Source organism: Streptomyces sp. NPDC050743 (assembly GCF_044456925.1).
Taxonomy (GTDB): Bacteria; Actinomycetota; Actinomycetes; order Streptomycetales; family Streptomycetaceae; genus Streptomyces.
Window position 1 is genome coordinate 130,975 of record NZ_JBITGJ010000015.1, and the last position, 16,743, is coordinate 147,717.

14 protein-coding genes, 1 tRNA gene and 2 pseudogenes are annotated in these 16,743 nt (G+C 70.4%); 4 read left to right on the forward strand and 13 right to left on the reverse strand.

The window, feature by feature from the left end:
• The 3 genes from sucD to ACIBJF_RS17890 all read left to right on the forward strand — a co-directional run bounded on the left by sucD (position 1) and on the right by ACIBJF_RS17890 (position 2,836).
• Positions 1-882, forward strand: coding sequence for a succinate--CoA ligase subunit alpha (gene sucD / locus ACIBJF_RS17880; RefSeq protein WP_399174635.1), 882 nt, complete (start codon positions 1-3; stop codon positions 880-882).
• Positions 883-994: 112 nt separating this feature from the next.
• Positions 995-2,575, forward strand: a complete 1,581-nt coding sequence (locus ACIBJF_RS17885; RefSeq protein WP_399174636.1) for an aldehyde dehydrogenase family protein — start codon at positions 995-997, stop codon at positions 2,573-2,575.
• A 176-nt stretch (positions 2,576-2,751) separates the two neighbouring features.
• A tRNA-Leu gene (locus ACIBJF_RS17890) sits at positions 2,752-2,836 on the forward strand.
• A 141-nt stretch (positions 2,837-2,977) separates the two neighbouring features.
• On the opposite strand, the gene ACIBJF_RS17895 is transcribed toward ACIBJF_RS17890, so the two are convergent.
• From ACIBJF_RS17895 to ACIBJF_RS17905, 3 genes are all read right to left on the reverse strand, one after another.
• A complete protein-coding gene (locus tag ACIBJF_RS17895) occupies positions 2,978-4,303 on the reverse strand; it encodes a recombinase family protein (RefSeq protein ID WP_399174637.1) in 1,326 nt (441 codons plus the stop codon).
• Positions 4,304-4,646: 343 nt separating this feature from the next.
• The gene (locus ACIBJF_RS17900; RefSeq protein WP_399174638.1) at positions 4,647-4,772 is read right to left on the reverse strand and encodes a hypothetical protein; all 126 of its coding nucleotides are present in this window, start codon (positions 4,770-4,772) and stop codon (positions 4,647-4,649) included.
• Positions 4,773-5,078: 306 nt separating this feature from the next.
• Positions 5,079-5,372 (reverse strand): helix-turn-helix domain-containing protein, encoded by a 294-nt coding sequence (locus tag ACIBJF_RS17905; RefSeq protein ID WP_399174639.1) that lies wholly within the window; start codon positions 5,370-5,372, stop codon positions 5,079-5,081.
• Positions 5,373-6,245: 873 nt separating this feature from the next.
• On the opposite strand from ACIBJF_RS17905, the pseudogene ACIBJF_RS17910 reads away from it, so the two are divergent.
• Positions 6,246-6,516, forward strand: a pseudogene (locus tag ACIBJF_RS17910) (4-hydroxy-2-oxovalerate aldolase); the annotation flags it as partial.
• 78 nt (positions 6,517-6,594) lie between these two features.
• Here ACIBJF_RS17910 and ACIBJF_RS17915 read toward each other — a convergent pair.
• The 10 genes and pseudogenes from ACIBJF_RS17915 to ACIBJF_RS17960 all read right to left on the reverse strand — a co-directional run.
• Complete coding sequence (locus tag ACIBJF_RS17915; RefSeq protein ID WP_399174640.1) at positions 6,595-7,299, reverse strand: hypothetical protein; 705 nt, start codon at positions 7,297-7,299, stop codon at positions 6,595-6,597.
• Between the two features lie 4 nt (positions 7,300-7,303).
• The gene (locus ACIBJF_RS17920) at positions 7,304-7,627 is read right to left on the reverse strand and encodes a hypothetical protein (RefSeq protein WP_399174641.1); all 324 of its coding nucleotides are present in this window, start codon (positions 7,625-7,627) and stop codon (positions 7,304-7,306) included.
• Positions 7,624-7,884: pseudogene (locus ACIBJF_RS17925) on the reverse strand (acetoacetate--CoA ligase); the annotation flags it as partial. The gene ACIBJF_RS17920 and the pseudogene ACIBJF_RS17925, both read right to left, overlap by 4 nt.
• A gap of 195 nt (positions 7,885-8,079) precedes the next feature.
• Positions 8,080-8,388, reverse strand: coding sequence for a hypothetical protein (locus ACIBJF_RS17930; protein ID WP_399174642.1), 309 nt, complete (start codon positions 8,386-8,388; stop codon positions 8,080-8,082).
• A 667-nt stretch (positions 8,389-9,055) separates the two neighbouring features.
• The gene (locus ACIBJF_RS17935) at positions 9,056-10,495 is read right to left on the reverse strand and encodes an SLC13 family permease (protein ID WP_399174643.1); all 1,440 of its coding nucleotides are present in this window, start codon (positions 10,493-10,495) and stop codon (positions 9,056-9,058) included.
• Positions 10,492-11,421: an NAD(P)-dependent oxidoreductase gene (locus ACIBJF_RS17940; protein WP_399174644.1), complete on the reverse strand. Its 930-nt coding sequence runs from the start codon at positions 11,419-11,421 to the stop codon at positions 10,492-10,494. The genes ACIBJF_RS17935 and ACIBJF_RS17940 overlap by 4 nt, the downstream gene beginning before the upstream one ends.
• 90 nt (positions 11,422-11,511) lie before the next feature.
• Positions 11,512-12,372 carry a ketose-bisphosphate aldolase gene (locus ACIBJF_RS17945; protein ID WP_399174645.1) on the reverse strand — a complete coding sequence of 287 codons (861 nt, stop codon included), beginning with the start codon at positions 12,370-12,372 and terminating at the stop codon, positions 11,512-11,514.
• Positions 12,372-13,829, reverse strand: a complete 1,458-nt coding sequence (locus ACIBJF_RS17950; RefSeq protein ID WP_399174646.1) for a four-carbon acid sugar kinase family protein — start codon at positions 13,827-13,829, stop codon at positions 12,372-12,374. The genes ACIBJF_RS17945 and ACIBJF_RS17950 overlap by 1 nt, the downstream gene beginning before the upstream one ends.
• 44 nt (positions 13,830-13,873) lie before the next feature.
• Entirely contained in the window at positions 13,874-14,572 is a 699-nt protein-coding gene (locus ACIBJF_RS17955) for a FadR/GntR family transcriptional regulator (RefSeq protein ID WP_399174647.1), read from the reverse strand.
• Between the two features lie 704 nt (positions 14,573-15,276).
• A partial coding sequence (locus ACIBJF_RS17960; protein WP_399174648.1) for a recombinase family protein occupies positions 15,277-16,743 on the reverse strand: 1,467 nt, incomplete at its 5' end.

A 16,743-nucleotide genomic window follows, 5' to 3' on the forward strand; every position in this document is an offset into this window, starting at 1 on the left:
ATGGCCATCCACCTCACCAAGGAGAGCAAGGTCCTCGTCCAGGGCATGACCGGGGGCCAGGGCATGCGGCACACCCGGCGCATGCTCGCGGCCGGCACGAACGTCGTCGGCGGGGTCAACCCGCGCAAGGCCGGGCAGACCGTCGACTTCGACGGGCAGGCCGTCCCGGTCTTCGGCTCGGTCGCCGACGGTATGCGGTCGACCGGCGTCGACGTCACCGTCGTCTTCGTGCCACCCGCCTTCGCCAAGGCCGCCGTCATCGAGGCCGCCGACGCCCGCATCCCCCTCGCCGTCGTCATCACCGAGGGCATCCCGGTCCACGACACGGTCGCCTTCACCGCCCACGCACGGCGCACCGGTACCCGGATCGTCGGCCCCAACTGCCCCGGCCTGATCACCCCCGGCCAGTCCAACGCCGGCATCATCCCCGCCGACATCACCAAGCCCGGCCCCATCGGCCTGGTCTCGAAGTCGGGCACGCTGACATACCAGCTCATGTACGAGCTCCGCGACATCGGCTTCTCCACCTGCGTCGGCATCGGCGGCGACCCCGTCGTCGGCACCAGCCACATCGACTGCCTGGCCGCCTTCCAGGACGACCCCGACACCGAACTCGTCGTCCTCATCGGGGAGATCGGCGGCGACGCCGAGGAACGCGCCGCCGCCTACATCCGCGAACACGTCACCAAGCCCGTCGTCGGCTACATCGCCGGGTTCACCGCGCCCGAGGGCCGGACCATGGGCCACGCCGGCGCGATCGTCTCCGGCTCCGCCGGCACCGCCCGCGCCAAGCAGGAGGCCCTGGAGGCGGCCGGAGTCCGCGTCGGCCGCACCCCGACGGAGACGGCCCGCCTGGTCCTGGACACCCTCCACGCGGGCTGAGCCGCTCCGGCCCCCATCGAGCCCTACTCCCTCCCCAACCAACCTCGAGCCCCCCGCCCCCCTGGAGTCACCCCACCCCGCCCCGACCGTGCACCGAGAGCGGAGCCGACGTATGACACCCACCCTCACCCCGAACCCGCCGCCCCCGAACCAGCCGACCCCCGGGCTCCTGAAACCCGGCACGGCCTACGCCGACGCCTGGCGGCGCTGTCTAGCCGCCGCGCCGGAGGCCTTCCGGGACGACCGTGTCCTCAATCTCTGGGGTGCCGAATGGCGGGCCGACGGACGGACGCTCCCGGCGACCACCCCCGTCGACGGCACCCCGATCGCCGGCGCCCCGCGGCTCGACGGCGACACCGCCCAGCAGGCCGTACGAGCGGCCCTCGACCAGCACCGCGCCTGGCGGCACATCCCGCTGCCCGAACGCCGGGCGCGGATCGCCGCCACCCTGGACGCGCTCACCGCACACCGCGACCTGCTCGCCCTGCTGCTCGTGTGGGAGATCGGCAAGCCCTGGCGGCTCGCCCTCGCGGACGTCGACCGGTCGATCGACGGCGTGCGCTGGTACGCCGATGGCATCGAGCCCATGCTCGCCGGCCGGAGTCCGCTGGACGGACCCGTGTCCAACATCGCCAGCTGGAACTACCCGATGAGCGTGCTCGTGCACGCAGCCCTCGTGCAGGCCCTGGCTGGCAACGCCGTGATCGCCAAGACCCCGACCGACGGCGGGGTGGCCTGCCTCACCCTGGCCATGGCGCTGGCCGCCCGCGAGGGGGTGCCGGTCACGCTGGTCGGCGGCAGCGGCCGCGAGCTGAACGAGGCACTGGTGCGGGCGCCGGAGATCGGCTGTGTGTCCTTCGTCGGCGGCCGCGACACCGGGGCCGGCGTGGCCACCGCCGTGGCCGGTCTCGGCAAACCGCACATCCTGGAACAGGAGGGCCTGAACACCTGGGGCATCTGGGAGTTCTCCGACTGGGAACGGCTCACCGCCCTGATCCCCAAGCTCTTCGACTACGGAAAACAGCGCTGTACCGCTTACCCGCGTTTCGTCGTGCAGCGTTCCCTGTTCGACGCGTTCCTGGCGGCCTACCTCCCCGCGGTCCGCTCCGTCCGCGTCGGCCACCCCCTCGCGGTCGCGGACCCGGCCGACCCGCTGCCCGAGCTGGACTTCGGCCCGCTGATCAACGCGGCCAAGGCCAAGGAGCTCACCGACCAGGTCGCGGAGGCGGTCGACCGGGGCGCCGTACCGCTGTACCGCGGCCGCCCCGACGACACACGGTTCCTGCCGGGTCAGGACACTTCCGCCTACGTCCACCCGGTCACCCTCCTCAACCCGCCGCCGTCCTCCCCGCTGCACCACGCGGAGCCCTTCGGGCCCGTCGACACGATCGTCCTGGTGGACACCGAGGCCGAGCTGCTGGCCGCCATGAACGCGTCCAACGGCGCCCTGGTCGCCACCCTCGCCACGGACGACCGGGCCACCTACGACCGGCTCGCCCCGCAGATCCGCGCCTTCAAGACCGGGCACGGCGTCCCCCGCTCCCGCGGCGACCGCGACGAGCTGTTCGGCGGGTTCGGCGCCTCCTGGCGGGGTGCCTTCGTCGGCGGCGACCTTCTGGTGCGCGCCGTGACCCGGGGGCCGGCGGGGGAGCGGCTGCCCGGGAACTTCCCGGAGTACCAGCTCATGCCCTGACCCTCACGGCGGGTACACAGGATCATGCATTCTGTACACCACCGCCGACCCAGGCGGCCCGGCCCCGCGCCGGGCCGCCCCAGGGGACGGATACGCAGGTGAAACGCACTCCGAAACCTTGGTATTGTTGTCCATGTCGCCGCCGGGAACACCCCCGGCAAGGCGGCAGACACCTAGTCCGGGTGGCGGAATGGCAGACGCGCTAGCTTGAGGTGCTAGTGCCCTTTATCGGGCGTGGGGGTTCAAGTCCCCCCTCGGACACAGAGTTGCCCCACGGAGCCCGGTTTCCGGGCAGGGGACATTGGCACCCGTTCCGGCTCCCGGCCGGGGCGGGTGTTCGTCGTTGCGGTGCCTTCGGCCTGGCCTCTCCCTTCGCCGGCGTTTCGGTGGGCCTTGTTTTGGTCAGCTGATGGTGATCCTTTCTGCCTGGGGTGTGTTCGCGGTCAGGGTCCTGACCGCGGGGTCGTACGTCAGGGTGATCTCCTCGCTGCGGAGATGGGCAATCGCCTGGGTGGGTGTGGGGTGCACCGCGTAACGGCTCACGGACGCCGACCCGGGGCGCCCCAGGCGGCTGGTGAGGCGGAGGTACAGGGCTGGCAGGTGCGGCAGAACCTGGTCTTCGCGCAGGTAGGCGTTGGGAGCGCGACCGGGGTCAGGCTGGGTGGCGCTGGTGTGACCGTGGCGGCAGCGGTAGCCGGGACGGTGGTGGGTCCAGTGGGACTCCATGCGTCGGCCGCAGATGCCGCAGCACAGCAGTCCTGCCAGGAGATAGGTGTGCCCGGATGTGGTCTCCCGGCGGATGCGGAGGTTCTGGACGGTGATGAAGTCGGCCTCGCTGACCAGCGCCGGATGGGCGGGCCGGGTGGAGATGATCCAGTCAGTGGGGGAGTTCCAGCGTATGACGTCGCGGTGGCCGAGGGTGGTGTTGGCGGGGTCGATCAGGTCGTGGTCGGTGCGCTGACGGTTCCAGACCTGTCGGCCGGTGTAGCGCGGATTGGCGAGGATCGCCCGGACCGTGTTCAGCACCCAGCGCTGCCCTTCTCGGTGCGGGTTCCGCACGGGGTCGGCGGCTGCCGGACAGGGGATGCCGGCGTCGTTGAGGGCGCGGGTGATGCGGGCGATGCTGTGTCCGTCCAGGCGCTGGGTGAAGATCCAGGAGACGATCGGCCCGCACTCGGGGTCGGTGTCCAGGCGCTGTATGCGTACGCCGCGGCGCGCGAGGGCCCGGTTGGGGTGCGGTCCGGCGTCGACGAGGCGGTAGCCATAGGGCGGTCGGCCGCCGAGGTAGCGGCCCTGGTCGCGGGTCTGCACGGTCATCGCGGCGCGGGTGCGGATACGGGCGCGGGCGATCTCCCGTTTGGACAGGATGCCGAGCAGGATCATCAGCTCCTCCTGACCCGCCGTCTGCGGATCCACGGCCCCGCCCAGTTCCGGCACCCACACCTCGACGCCGTAGTGGGCGAAGAGCGGGGCCATGGTCGCGAACTGGTTGCCGTAGAAGGCCCGTTCACTGGAGCCGATGACGATTGCGTCGAAGTCCCGGTCGGGGTTGGCCATCGCGGCGAGCAGGGCCGCCGCGTCAGGTCGGCGCGCCCAGGGGATGGTGCGGCTGCGCCCGGTGTCGAAAAACTCGGCGACGATCCTTCCGTGTCCGGCCACCAGGGCCTGGGCGCGCAACGCTTGCCAGGCGCGTGACGTCTCCGGGTCCTGGTGGTCCTCGGTGGACACCCGGCCGTAGAAAGCAAACCGCGTACCACTGGCGGGCGACGCGCCAGCGGGGGAGGAGCAGGGAGTCCAGCTGCGGGCCCAGTCCGCCACAAGAGCCTGAGACGCAGCGGGATCCTGGGTGTCCCCGACCGTCTGGTGGGACGCTGCTGTCATCGGCGCCTCCCCACAGCCGTCGTGCCCGGCCTTGCCGTGGACATGCCCAGACAGGGTGGCACGACGAACCGAGATGCGGCATGTTGACCCGAACGAGTGAAGATCGGTGGTCTAACGCTGACGCTGCAAGCCGCCGTTGGTTCCTCGCTCTGGCTGGAATCGGCACGGCAGTTCTCGGCTTGCTGCCGGACTATGCAGTCGGCTCCTGGGGCGCCGCGCGAGAGGTGCGCGGACGTTCGGTGACCTGTTCGATGAGGCCCTGCGTGGACAGGGTGACGAGCGCGTTGGCGACGGCACCGGACGAACGGTCGATCACACGGCTGATCCTCGTGGCGGTGAAGAATTCACCGGGATGGGCGTTGAGGTGCTCGATAACAAGCTGCCGGAGGGCTCCACGGGCAAGACGCCTACTTCCGCCGGGCCAGTCGGTCGCGGGTGTGGCGGCATTCGGTTGAAGCTGCGGGGCACTGGGCAGGTGTCGGAGCGTATGAGGCAGTCCGCTTCGATGCCGACGCGTCGGATTTCTCGTCGGTGCCATGAGCAGTGGGCTCGTACGGTTCCCTCGTCGGGTGGCTGCCGTCCGGGGCTGGTGCAGCCGCGCGGGGTGCGGTGATTGCCTGCGCTACGAGTCCCTCACGAGCGCCGGGTTGTGCGAACGTCGGGGCCGGGGTGGTGTGGGTGGCGTGCCACAGGTCGGGGCGGCGATCGGGGCCGTTCTGATGCCTCGGTTGCGGTGGGCGAGATTTCGCTCTTCGAGGGTGACGAGGGCCTTGAAGGTGCTGGAGCGGGCGGTATCGGAGGCTTCGGCGATGTCGTCGACAGTGGCCGGGTCGGTGAAGGCGACGAGCTGGGTGTAGACGTGGATGATGGCGGGGGATAGTCCCGTCAGTTGGTCGCTGATCGTGGTGTCGGGCATGAAGAGGGCCTCGCTTCCCGAAGGGCTTGAGGGGAGGTCCCCGGCCGGGACGCGGTCCGTGGGGGCCGCTCGTGTCGCCGGCGCGTGCGCATCGCGAGTGTTCCGGACGGACAGGGCCGATGCATGGGATCGCGGTGGTCTGCGTGATCCCGCTTGGCGCGTCGGCCGCGACCATGGACGCTCGGACGCGGGCATGTAGTCAAGCGCAGGTCAGCCGTTCGTGTCCGCCCCCATTATCGGCGCGCTGTTCGGAAACGGCTGGCGTCGAACGACCGTCGTCGCCCGAGTTACGACAGCGGCGACCCGGTTTTGCCAGCAGGTTCTTGGCCTGCTGGTGGTAAACGCCTGACCTCGCTCCTGACCTGCGACAAAGAGTGGAAACGTCGAGTGCCAGGCTGATTCGGTCCGCACCTGGTCCGGATCTTGATGAGTGGTACGTGGTGCTAGCGAGTGGGCCGCGGTACCACATGGCACAGGTTGTAGAGACCGTCTCCGGGCGTCCACGTCAGTCCAGGGCGGGCGCGTAACAGCAGGTCAGGTATCGCGGTCCGGGGGAGTCGAGATAGTTGGTGACAGACATGTGAGAGGGCCGGTGAGAGCTGCGTTCGACGGCAAGCTCCTACAGGCGCGGCCGGCGGGGGCTTCCGGGCGGGTGTGCTGCAGCTCCGGCGTCGGCACCGCTGCCCGCCAGGTTCTCCTCCCTGCGCCCTCGCGTCGAGTGCTCGGCAAATCCGGCCGGGGCCCTTGGCGACCAACAGTCATAGCCTTCGCCCCTGCAAAGTCGAACGCTCCGGGAGGCGTCTGAGGCGATGCCTGCCCCCGCCGAGAGGCGCACAGGCTTCTCCTCCGCAGGCTGTTCATGGTCGCGGAAGCTGCGACCTGTTCCGCCTGATGGACGCTGCCGACCGACATCGTCCGCCCCCTGCAGGCCCGCGAGGTGCGGGTGGACCGCGAGACGCTCGCCCTCGGGTACGCGGGCGTGTACTCCGGTTTCCTCCGGCATGCCGTTGCCGCGGTGCGCCGTCACGGCCTGGACACCCGGGCGATCCTTGTCGAAGCCGGCCGGCGCAGGATGGTCGGCGGCCAGGCGGGCATGATCACGGACATTGCGCTCGACCTCGCGGCGGCCGGTTGCGTCGACTGACGCGAGTGATCCGTGCGGTGGCTGTGGCGGCCCGGGGCCGGTGCCACCGCTGTCCACGTCAGCGGACGGACGGCGATGTCAGCAGCTCGTGTCGGCGTCACCTTCGTCATTCGGAGGGTCTCCCTGTCTCCTGCCGCCCGGAGGGGAGCCGTCCCCGTGCTCTTCCAGCAGTTCGAGGAGCGCGGCATCCGCTCTTTTCCGGTCTTCCTTCGTCAGCTCGACCGGTGCGTTGTTGTAAACGGTGTAGCGATCTGGATGGATGATGTTGGCGGCCCTAAAGCTGAACGTCAGCAGGGGGCGCCACCCCTTGCGGTGGCCGACCCGCACCTGTATCTGGGCCTTGTAGTCACGGGCCTCCGGGAGGAATCCGGAAAACGGTGCCTCGAACTCGAGGAAGAGCTGTTGCGCTTCTCTGCCGGGCACGACGAATCCGGCGGGCAGCTTCGCCTCCTCGTCCGGCCCCGGTTGGAGCCGGGACGGGGAGGACACCCACAGGAGGGGCAGATGAGAGGCGGGCTCATCAGGGAAGGTGATGATGAGGTCCTGCACGACGATCGGTTTGGGACCGGTGTTGTGCAGGACGAGCGGCAACCGTAGGCGTGCCGTGGAACCGTGGACGATCGCCGCGAAGGAATGAGGCTCCCACGCCTGCACGCGTCCCTGTCGGGCGTTGAGCCACCAGAACGACGCGACGGTGAAGAGCAGTGCGCAGACTGATACCACACTGGCGCCGGTAAGCGATGAGGACGCGATCTGATCCGCCGCGACCATCAGCGGAACCACAGAGTCAGTCTGCCAGCCCCGCCGTGGGCTCGCTAACAGGGCGAGTGGCCGCCGACAGTCTCCCGGAACGGGTCAGAGGCTGGCGAGGAGTACGAGATACCAGGCGATCAGGGCCGCGCATGTCACCGCGGGGAGGAGTTTGGTCAGCCCGTCGCCCCACGCCGATGGCGCCCGCCAGCTCCAGCCCCCCGATGACCCGGTAAGCCGCAGTGGTGAAGCTGCCGTGGGCGGCCAGCTCGGGCATCGGACCCAGGGCCAGAATCTTGGCCACGCCCAGCAGGGCGAAGATCAACGCGATGAAACAGGTCAGCGAGGCGGAGAGGATCACGAGACGCCCTCGGGGGTGCGCGGACAAGGGGCCTGGCGGCGTTCGGCGCCCAGGCCGGCGAAGTAGACGATCAGGTCGGGGTTGTCGACCGCCGCGGGGTTGAGGACCTGGTCGGCGGGGGCGCCCTGGAGGAGGCGTTTGACCGGGACCTCAAGCTTCTTGCCGGTTCTCGTGTGCGGGATGGCCGGTACGGCGAGGATCTCGTCGGGGACATGGCGGGGGGAGGCGCCGGTGCGGATCGCGTCACGGATCCGGTCGCACGGGGACTCGCATCACGCGCTCCAGTAGACGCTGCGCCGGGACGGCGAGCCCGCTGGGCGGCTGGGGCGTGGTAAGGCTGGCGCGGGTGTCCGACAGAGCACGCAGGGTCTCGTGGACGTGCACGCTGAGCTGACTGTGCCTGTCGATCGCGTCCAACTGCTTGTGCAGCGTGCTCTGCGCGTCGGGCTTGCTCAGGGCGACGATGGGGCCAGTACGAGGGTGTAGTGGGCGGTCGCGCCGCCGAGGTGGGCGGCTGCCCTGCTGAGCGGTTCGACTCGAGCCTGGTCTGCGGCATCGGCGTGGTTGCAGGCCAGCCCGAATTGGGCGTCGCCAGCCGCCCGGGCAGTGAGGTGACAGAGCAGGTCGATGTGCCGCAGCACTGTGAAGACGCTGCCGGAAGGGGCGGTGAGGGGATGGTCAAGCAGGTCGACGAGGACGGCGTCCAGCGCTTCCTGCACGGTCATGTCGTCGAGGTCGGCTGGCTCGTAGGTGTGCAGCACGGGCTCCTGGGTGGATGAGGTGGCAGGCGAAGGGGCGTGACGCGACGGGTGCGAGGTGCCCGGTCGGGGTCCAGGTCTTCGGTTCTTTCGTCTGACCGCGGTGGTGGGTGCGCCGTCGTGGTCGTTCGCCGCCGAGGTACAGCGTGTCCAGCTACTTCTTGATCTTGCGGCGGTTGGCGTGGGCCAGCTGAAAGGCGAGCAGGATCGTTTGTGCCGCGATGCCGCGGATGCGGCGGGAGCCGGCCGACTCGATGCCTCGGCGAGAGGGTTCTTGGCGCGGGCTTGTAGCCCATGGCCCGTACAGGGAGAATCACCGCACCGGCCAGCCCCGTGGGCCGAACACCATCCCGGCGGTGAGGCGCTCTGGGACCTGACTCTGCCACACTGCGACTGGTACTTCGCGTGCATCGCTGCCGTCACCGGCTATGCGCTCCTCGAAGCGCACAGGACATGGTCAGCCGGTCGCCAGCCTGGGTATCCAGGGTCGAGGGAGCGTTTGAAGCGGGCAAGAGGTCTCCGTGTCGTCGCGCACGACCTGGTGGAAAGCGCCGATCCAGAACAGCGCCTCGCCCTCGCCCCGCACACCACGCAACGCACAGGGTGCCCGCCTCGGCCACCGAAGGCCGGGGCAGGCACCCCCACGTTCACCGATCCGCGCGGTGGAAGGTCACACCAGTGGCCACAGCGCTGCGGTGAGGGCGAAGCCCATGAGGCCCATGGCGGTCGTCTGGACCGTCCACGTCCGCAGGCCGGTGGCGACGTCGAGGCCGACGAGCCTGGTGAACATCCAGTACCCGGCGTCATTGACGTGCGAGAGCGCCAGGGCGCCCGCACCCATCGCCAGCGCCACCAGCGACAGGTGACTCGGCGACAGGTCAGCTCGGTGCAGCAGGGGCGTGAGTATGCCCGCGGTGGTGATGAGCGCGACGGTCGCCGAACCCTGGGCGGCGCGCAGCGCAAGGGACGTCAGGAACGCCAGCAGCAGGACGGGCAATCCGGTGCGCTCCAGGACGTCGGCGACCGCGTTGCCGATGCCGGTGGCGACCAGCACCTTCCCGAAGACACCGCCGGCGCCCGCCACCAGGATCACCGCCGCGACGGGCGGCAACGCCGAACCCATCACCTCGGCGATGCGTGCCCGGTCCCAGCCGCGCCGGGCCCCGAGGAAGTAGGCGCACAGGCCGAGGTCGATCAGCAGCGCCACCATCGGGGCCCCGACCACGGTGAGCACGGACCGCAGGACCGAGTCCGCGGCGAGGGTGTTCTGGCCGACGGTGCCGAGGAGGATCAGCAGGATCGGCAGGACGATCAGAGTCAGCACCATGCTGAAGGACGGCGGGCGCACGTCGGTACCCGGCACAGCCGGCTTGGTCAGGACCGCGGTGCCGTGGCCTTGCGGCGCCACGCTCCCGGTGGTCTTTGCCGGGGCGGGCGTGTCCTCGGCGGTGCCCGGGTCGCCGTGCACCTTGGCGTGCACCGCCGGATCCATCGGGTACTCGCGGCGCGTGAGGCGGCGGGAGAGCAGATAGCCGAGCAGGCTCACCACCGCCGTGATGGGGATGCCCATCAGCAGGACCAGCCCCTGACTGGCGCCGATCGCCTCGATGGCCGCGACCGGGCCGGGGTGCGGCGGCAGGAAGGCGTGCACGGTGAGCATCGCGGCGCCCATCGGCAGCGCGTAGACCAGGAGCGGCTTGCGGGCAGCACGGGCGACGCCCTGCGCGATCGGCATCAGGATGATCAGGCCGACCTCGAAGAACACCGGGATCCCCAGGATGAACCCGGCGACGGTCAGCGCGAGAGCGGTGCGGCGGGTGCCGAACTTGTCGATGAGCGCGTGCGCGAACGCATAGGCACCGCCGGAGAGTTCGATGATCCGGCCGACCATCGCGCCGAGGGCGATGATGGTGGCGATGTGCCCGAGCGTGGAGCCCATGCCGTCCTCGATGGTCTTCACCAGGTCGGCGGCGGGCACGCCCGCGGCGAGCGCGACGCCGATGCTGACGACCATGAGGGCGACGAAGGGCTGTACCTTGCCCTTCAGGATGAGCAGGAGCAGGGCCGCGACTCCGGCGACGGCGATGATCAGAAGGCTGCTGTTGCTCATCGTCCCGCCCCCTCCGTACCGTCCGGCGCCTTCGGGGAGAGCACGGTGACGACAGAGGAGTCGTCGTGCGTGCCGAGCCCGGCGCCTTCCCCGAGCAGGTAGAGCTGCTCGGCGGCGGCGGCCAGCGGCACCGGCACATGGGCGTCCTTCGCGATACCGGTCACGATGCCCATGTCCTTGACGAAGATGTCGAGCCGCGACTTGACCTCGGGCTCGGGGCCGTCCTCGTACGTCTGGACCATGCGCGGTCCGCGGTCGGCGAACATGAAGGAGCCCGCGGCGCCGTGCTTGAGGCTCTCCACCACTGTGGCCGGGTCGAGCCCGAGTCCGCGGGCGAGTGCGATCGCCTCGGCCGCCGCGGCGATGTGCACGCCCGCCAGCAGCTGGTTGACCGCCTTGAGGGCCTGCCCGTCGCCGGGCCGCGGTCCGACGACGGTGAGCGTCGAGGCGAGCAGGTCGAGGACGGGCCGGGCCGCCTTCAGCGCGACGTCGTCGGCTCCCACGACGATCAGCAGGTCGCCCTCGCCGGCCCGCACCGGGCCGCCGCTGACCGGCGCGTCCACGGTCAGCACACCGCGCTCGGCTAGCCGTCGGGTGGTGGCGCGCGCCGCCTCGGGACCGACGGTGCTGGTCAGCACAACCACCGAGTCCGGGCGGAGCGTTTCCACCGCGCCGTGTTCGCCGAACAGCGCGCCCTCGACCTGGGCCTGGTCCCGGACGGCGAGGACGACGACGTCGGCCTCGCGGGCGGCCTCGGCCGGGGACGCTGCGTCGCGGGCCCCTTCCGCAGCGAGTGAGGCCCTGCGGTCGGCCGCGATGTCGTAGACGGTGACGGGAAGCCCGCCAGTCAGTCGCCGGGCCATGGGCGTACCCATGGCGCCGAGGCCTATCACGGCTGTGTGGGGACGAGGGCGGGGAGACATCATTGTCCTCCAGGGGAGAAGAGGGTGGGAGGTGTGTCGCGGCTCGGGAAGGGCCGCGACGGATGAGTGGGGCCGCGGGGACGGCGAGCGGTGTCAGGAGCCCAGGCCGTCAGGGGGCGTCAGGCGCGCGATGACCTCCAGCGCTGCGGCGGTCACCGCATCGCGTCCCGCCGCCCACACGGAGACCACATCCGAGCCGGGCAGAGCGCCCGGGAGGGTCGTGCGGACGGCTTCCAGGAAGGCGCGCCGCAGTTCGGCGTTGACGTTGACCTTCGCGACACCACGGGAGAGGGCGCCGTGGAGCTGTTCGACGGGCAGGCCGCTGGCGCCGTGCAGGACCAGCGGCACCGGTACGGCCTCGTGGATCGCAGCCAGGCGCTCCAGGTCGAGGCGTATTGGATCCTTGGTGAAGCCGTGGACGTTGCCGACCGCGACGGCAAGAGCGTCCACGCCCGTCGCGGCCACGAACTCGGCCGCCTGTGCGGGGTCGGTCATCGCCGCGGTCCGGGCGACGGCGTTCGTGGAGACGTCCTCGTTGCCCGCGAGGGCCCCGAGTTCGGCCTCCACCCAGGCGCCGTGATCGCGGGCGCGGCGTGCCGCCTCGCGGGTCAGGGCGATGTTCTCCGCGAAGGGAAGGTGGGAGCCGTCGACCATGACGGAGGTGTAGCCGGCCCGGAGGCAGGCCGTGATTTCCTCCAGGTCCCGGCTGTGGTCGAGATGCACGCCCAGGTGGGCGGGGGAGTTTTCGGCGGCGTCCAGTGCCAGCCGCATCAGCGCCTGACGCCCGGCGTGCTTGAAGGGACTCGAGCCTGCCTGGATCAGCACGGGCCGTCCGGCGGCCTCGGCGGCGGCCGTGATGCCCTGGACCGTTTCCAGGTTGTACGCGACGAATCCGGGCAGCGCCCGCCCCTCCGTCGCGGCCCGCTTGAGGGCGTCGGTTCCGTGCAGCAGCATCATGCGCTCCTGAGCAGGTCGAGGGTGTCGGCGAGGGCGTCGTCACTGCCGACGTTCCCGGCGAAGACGATGTAGGGGATTCCGGCGGCGGGGCCGTCCACCGGCTCCCACAGCGAGACGATGCCGGGCAGGAGCGTGCCCCGCGCCCAGGCGCGGCGGATCCTCAGCCCATGGGTGGCGGTGTCGCTGGAGGTGATGCCGCCCTTGGCGATGACGAATGCAGGTCGGCGGGCCTCGTTGACCCGGCGCACGGCCTTCACGAGCGCCGCCGAGACCCGACGCGAGATCGCCAGGCTGTCGTCCGCGTCGGCACCCGTCACCAGCGTGCGCGAGGTGCGGATCACCGCGTCGGAGGACTCGAGTGCCGAGGCGGCGGCCGCTGCGACCTCGGTGATGTGGGCGTCGCGCCGCTCCTCGTCGAATAGGAGGGCGACGTCGAGCTCGAACTCGGTGATCCCGCCGCGTTCCCGCAGCCGGTCCAACTGCCGTGTCGTCAGCGACACATGGGAACCGACGGCGATGAGTCCGTGCGGGCTGTCCCCCCGCAGTCGGTGCAGTTCCGTCGGCGTCAGGGGCGGCCGACCGGACTGGCCTGCGCGGGCCCGCACGAAGGACGGCCCCACCCGGTACAGCAGCCGCGAGCCCTTCTCCTCCGCTTCGGCGAGAGCCAGGGCCAGCACCCGCAGGTCGTCGTCGCAGACCGCGTCGACCACGGCGGTACGCCCGTCGCGCAGCGAGGAGAGCATGCGCGCCGTGTGCTCCGGGCCACCGCCCCGCAGGTCGTCGAGCGTGATGCGCAGCACTTCGTCCGCGGGTACACGACCGTCCGTCTTCTCCTCGACCCACTCGGGCAGCGAGGAACTGCGATAGCCGAAGGTGGCGTCGCGGGCAAACTCGCTCTCGCCGACCGGCAGCAGCCCGTCCGTGGTGCGCATCCAGTGGCGCGAGCCGACGGTCAGCCGGCCCGCCTCGATGTAGGCGGGGACCAGCACGATCCCGTCCGGGGGGCCGATGCCCAGTTCGGTGAGCTCCTCCGCGAGGACGTCGGTCTCCAGGGGGAAATGGCCGCGCAGGGTCGAGTCGCCCCGGCTGGCCAGCACGTAACCCGTGCCTTCGGCCTCCGACGCTTCCTGAAGGGCGCGCACTACCTCGCGGTTGCGGGCGGCGGCGTCCTCCGGCGACAGGCTGCGGGTGTTGGTGAGCACGAAGAAGGCGGAGCTGTCCTGGCGCAGCGCCCAGCGCAGGTCGTCCACCGTCCAGGAGGTCAGCACCGGGACGTCGGCGACGGTCTGGGTGCCGGTCGGATCGTCGTCGAGGACGACCAGACGGGGCCCTGAGGAGATACGGGCGGCCACCTCGTTGGCGGTCACCTTCCGGACCGGGGGCAGTCCGTCCAGCACTTCGTGTTCGGGCACCGGCGTGCCGGGCCGAGTGGGGGCGGAGCGGGAAAGGGGCATGACGCATTCCTGGGCTGAGCTGGGAGATGGGGGAAGGCGGAACATCAGTCGCCGTCCCGCTTGATGACGTGGGTGCGCAAGTCGTCCGCGGTCTGGTTCATATGGGCGTCCATTGCGGTACGCGCCGCTTCGGGGCTTCCCGATTCCAGTGCGGCCAGCACCGCCGCGTGATGCGCGATGGCGTTGTCACGGATCTCCGAGACGGCCGAGGTCTCCCGGCGGCCTTCAACGAGCAGCGGACCGAATGGCTCGAACAGCAGCGGGACGAACAGGTTGCCCGTCGCCCGCATCACTGTGTCGTGGAAGTCGATGTCGGCCTGCACGAACTGCTCGGTGTCACCGGCTTCGGCGGCCTCGCGCATGACGGCCAGATGCTGCCGCAACGCGTCCAGGTGCTCCTCGGTACGGCGGGAAGCGGCCAGCTCGCAGGCGCCGTTCTCGATGAGGCGGCGCGCCTCGATCAGCCGCTCGGACAGGGCACCGCTGGACGTGCGCGACGCCGCGCGCACCACCGGCTCCAGGGCCGTCCACCGGTCCGGCGGGTTGACGTAGGTGCCCCGACCGCGCACCACCCGGACAACGTTCTGCGCGCGGAGTTGCTTGACCGCCTCGCGCACGGTCAGGCGGCTGATCCCGCCCTGCTCCGAGAGCTCGCCCTCCGGCGGGAGGGCGGAGTCCGGCGGGTACCGGCCGTCGATGATCGCGGTGAGCAGCTGCTCCGCGAGGTCGTCTGAGAGCGACATGGGGACACCTCACGTTCAGATGACATCAGACATCAGACATCAGACATCTGATGTCTACTGTTTGGAAACAATGACAGTCAGAGAGGGGCGCGTCAATACTCGGCGCAGTGGCGTCGAACGGGTGCTTCACTTCTAGTGCGCTTTCCATCGCTCAAACGAGCATCCGGGGCGAGCAGACCTCATGCGTGAGCCCGGTCGATCTCAGGCGTCGGCGGATCGTGGCCGTTCCGCAGGGTCCGGTGATGTTGTTTCCGGCGGCCTGCGGGGTGTCTTCGTGTCGTCGCCCCAGTCGCGCTCGCCCGGGAATCGATGGTCCCCGCGCTCGGGTCGGCGTTGCGGCCGCAGCGCGTGCGCGTGCTGTGCCCGGGTTCGCACACTTCGCGGACATTGATGTTCGCGGTGCTGGTTGCCTAGTACCTCGTTCTCCTTCACGGACATGGCCGGTACGAGCGGCTCACCATGGCGGTGGGAAACGATCTGCGGGTTCGCGGGAAGGATCACCGAAGGGCCGGAGCAGCGCCTGACGAGTGCGTTCCGTCGGTTCCCCCTATGAAGCACCGCGCCTTCCCAGCCCCCAACGGCGGCATGCATCGCGGCGGACCAGCGCCGCCGCGATCGTCTCCATGACCTTTTGACGTCCCCTGCTCTGGAAGGTCGGTGATCCCCCGACGATGGGTCGTCGAGATCTGTCAAGCACAGTGCACTCATGGAGTCTGTTGCTCTGCGGTCCCTGCAGTGTCGGTCCAGATTCGGCGGCTGTACCAGCCTGGCGGACGTGTCCGGCGTTCGCGTAGTTCGGCGAGCTCTCGCTGGTCGGCGTGGGCGATGAGCCTGTGTGGCCAGCAGCTTTCCCGGCGGACGGTGATCCATCCGCGGTTGATCCAGGCGTAGAGGGTGGAGGTCGTCATGTCGAGCTCGGCGGCCAGGTGTTTGAGCCACCATTCATCGGGGTCGGGTTCCTCGCCGGGTGGGGCGGGGCGGTGCCGGTGAACGCGGCCGGCGAGGCAGTCCAGGCGGCGCATGAGGTCGTGGACGGTGGCTGCGGAGATCCGCTTGCCGCCCTTGGCGGGCCGAAAGCCCTCGGCTTCGAGGTGGTCGGCGATCCTGCTCGCGCCGATGCCCTGGCCTGCGAGTTCGCGGATCCGAGTGGTCAGCTGCGGGTAGTAGCTGAGCTGTTGAAGCCGCTGGACCGGGCGGACAACCTCGCCCATGGTCGTGGTTCCGCCGGCCCAGACGATGGCGACCTGGACTCGCTCGCTGGTGCCGAGCACGGTGACGACGACCTTGTCGACGACCGCGCGGACGACTTCTTTGCGGTCGGCGGGTGTGGTGCTCTGCGCGTGCCACAGGCCCTCGATATCGCCGGCCAGAGCGGTGATGGTCTCCCGCTCGGCCGAGGTGAGGGTGCGGGGGCTGCTGCGGGTGAAGCGGTCGTACTCCTCCTGGAGCCGCTGCTGGGCGGCGAGCGCGTCCTCCCACTCCTTCTCCAATTGCCGGACGACCAGGCGGTTCTCCGGTTCGGCGAGGTGGTGGCTGCGGCGGGCGCGGTCGGCCGTCTGCGCGGCGCGTTCGAGTCGCAGTGACCACAGTCGCTCCAGCTCGGCCCGCTCGGCCAGGACCTGGTCGGCGGCGTGCAGGGACACCTCGACGGCGGCGGGCGTCAGCGCTGCGAGGAGCTGTTGCTCGACGAAGGCGTCCACGCAGGCGGAGTTGAGTAGTTGGCAGTTCTTCTGTGCTCCGTAGTTGGTCGCGTCCCGGCAGCACACGTACTCGGGCAGGGCCTTGCTGTGCTGCGTGTGGTAGCGCATGGTCATGCGCCTGTTGCAGCGTCCGCAAAAGACCAGGCCCGTCGCGAGGGCGGGGCCGCCCCGGACAGAGCCCATCGCTTCGGCGACAGCGCGGTTGGACGCCAACTTCGCCTCGTTCGCCTCGAACTGGGCGATGGTGATGTAGGCGGGCAGGACGTTCGGGATCATCACATGCCATCCGTCCCGGGAGCGGACGACCCGTCCGGTGCCGGGGCGGGTCGGGTCCTGGCGGCGCGAGTCGACCCGGCGCCGCCCGTAGGCGTAGATGCCGGCATAGGCGGGGTTGTGCAGCAAGGTTTGCAGCGTCATCCGGTTCGGCCTTCGCCACTCCAGGGTGCCCTTGTCCGGTCCCTCGCGCAGCCG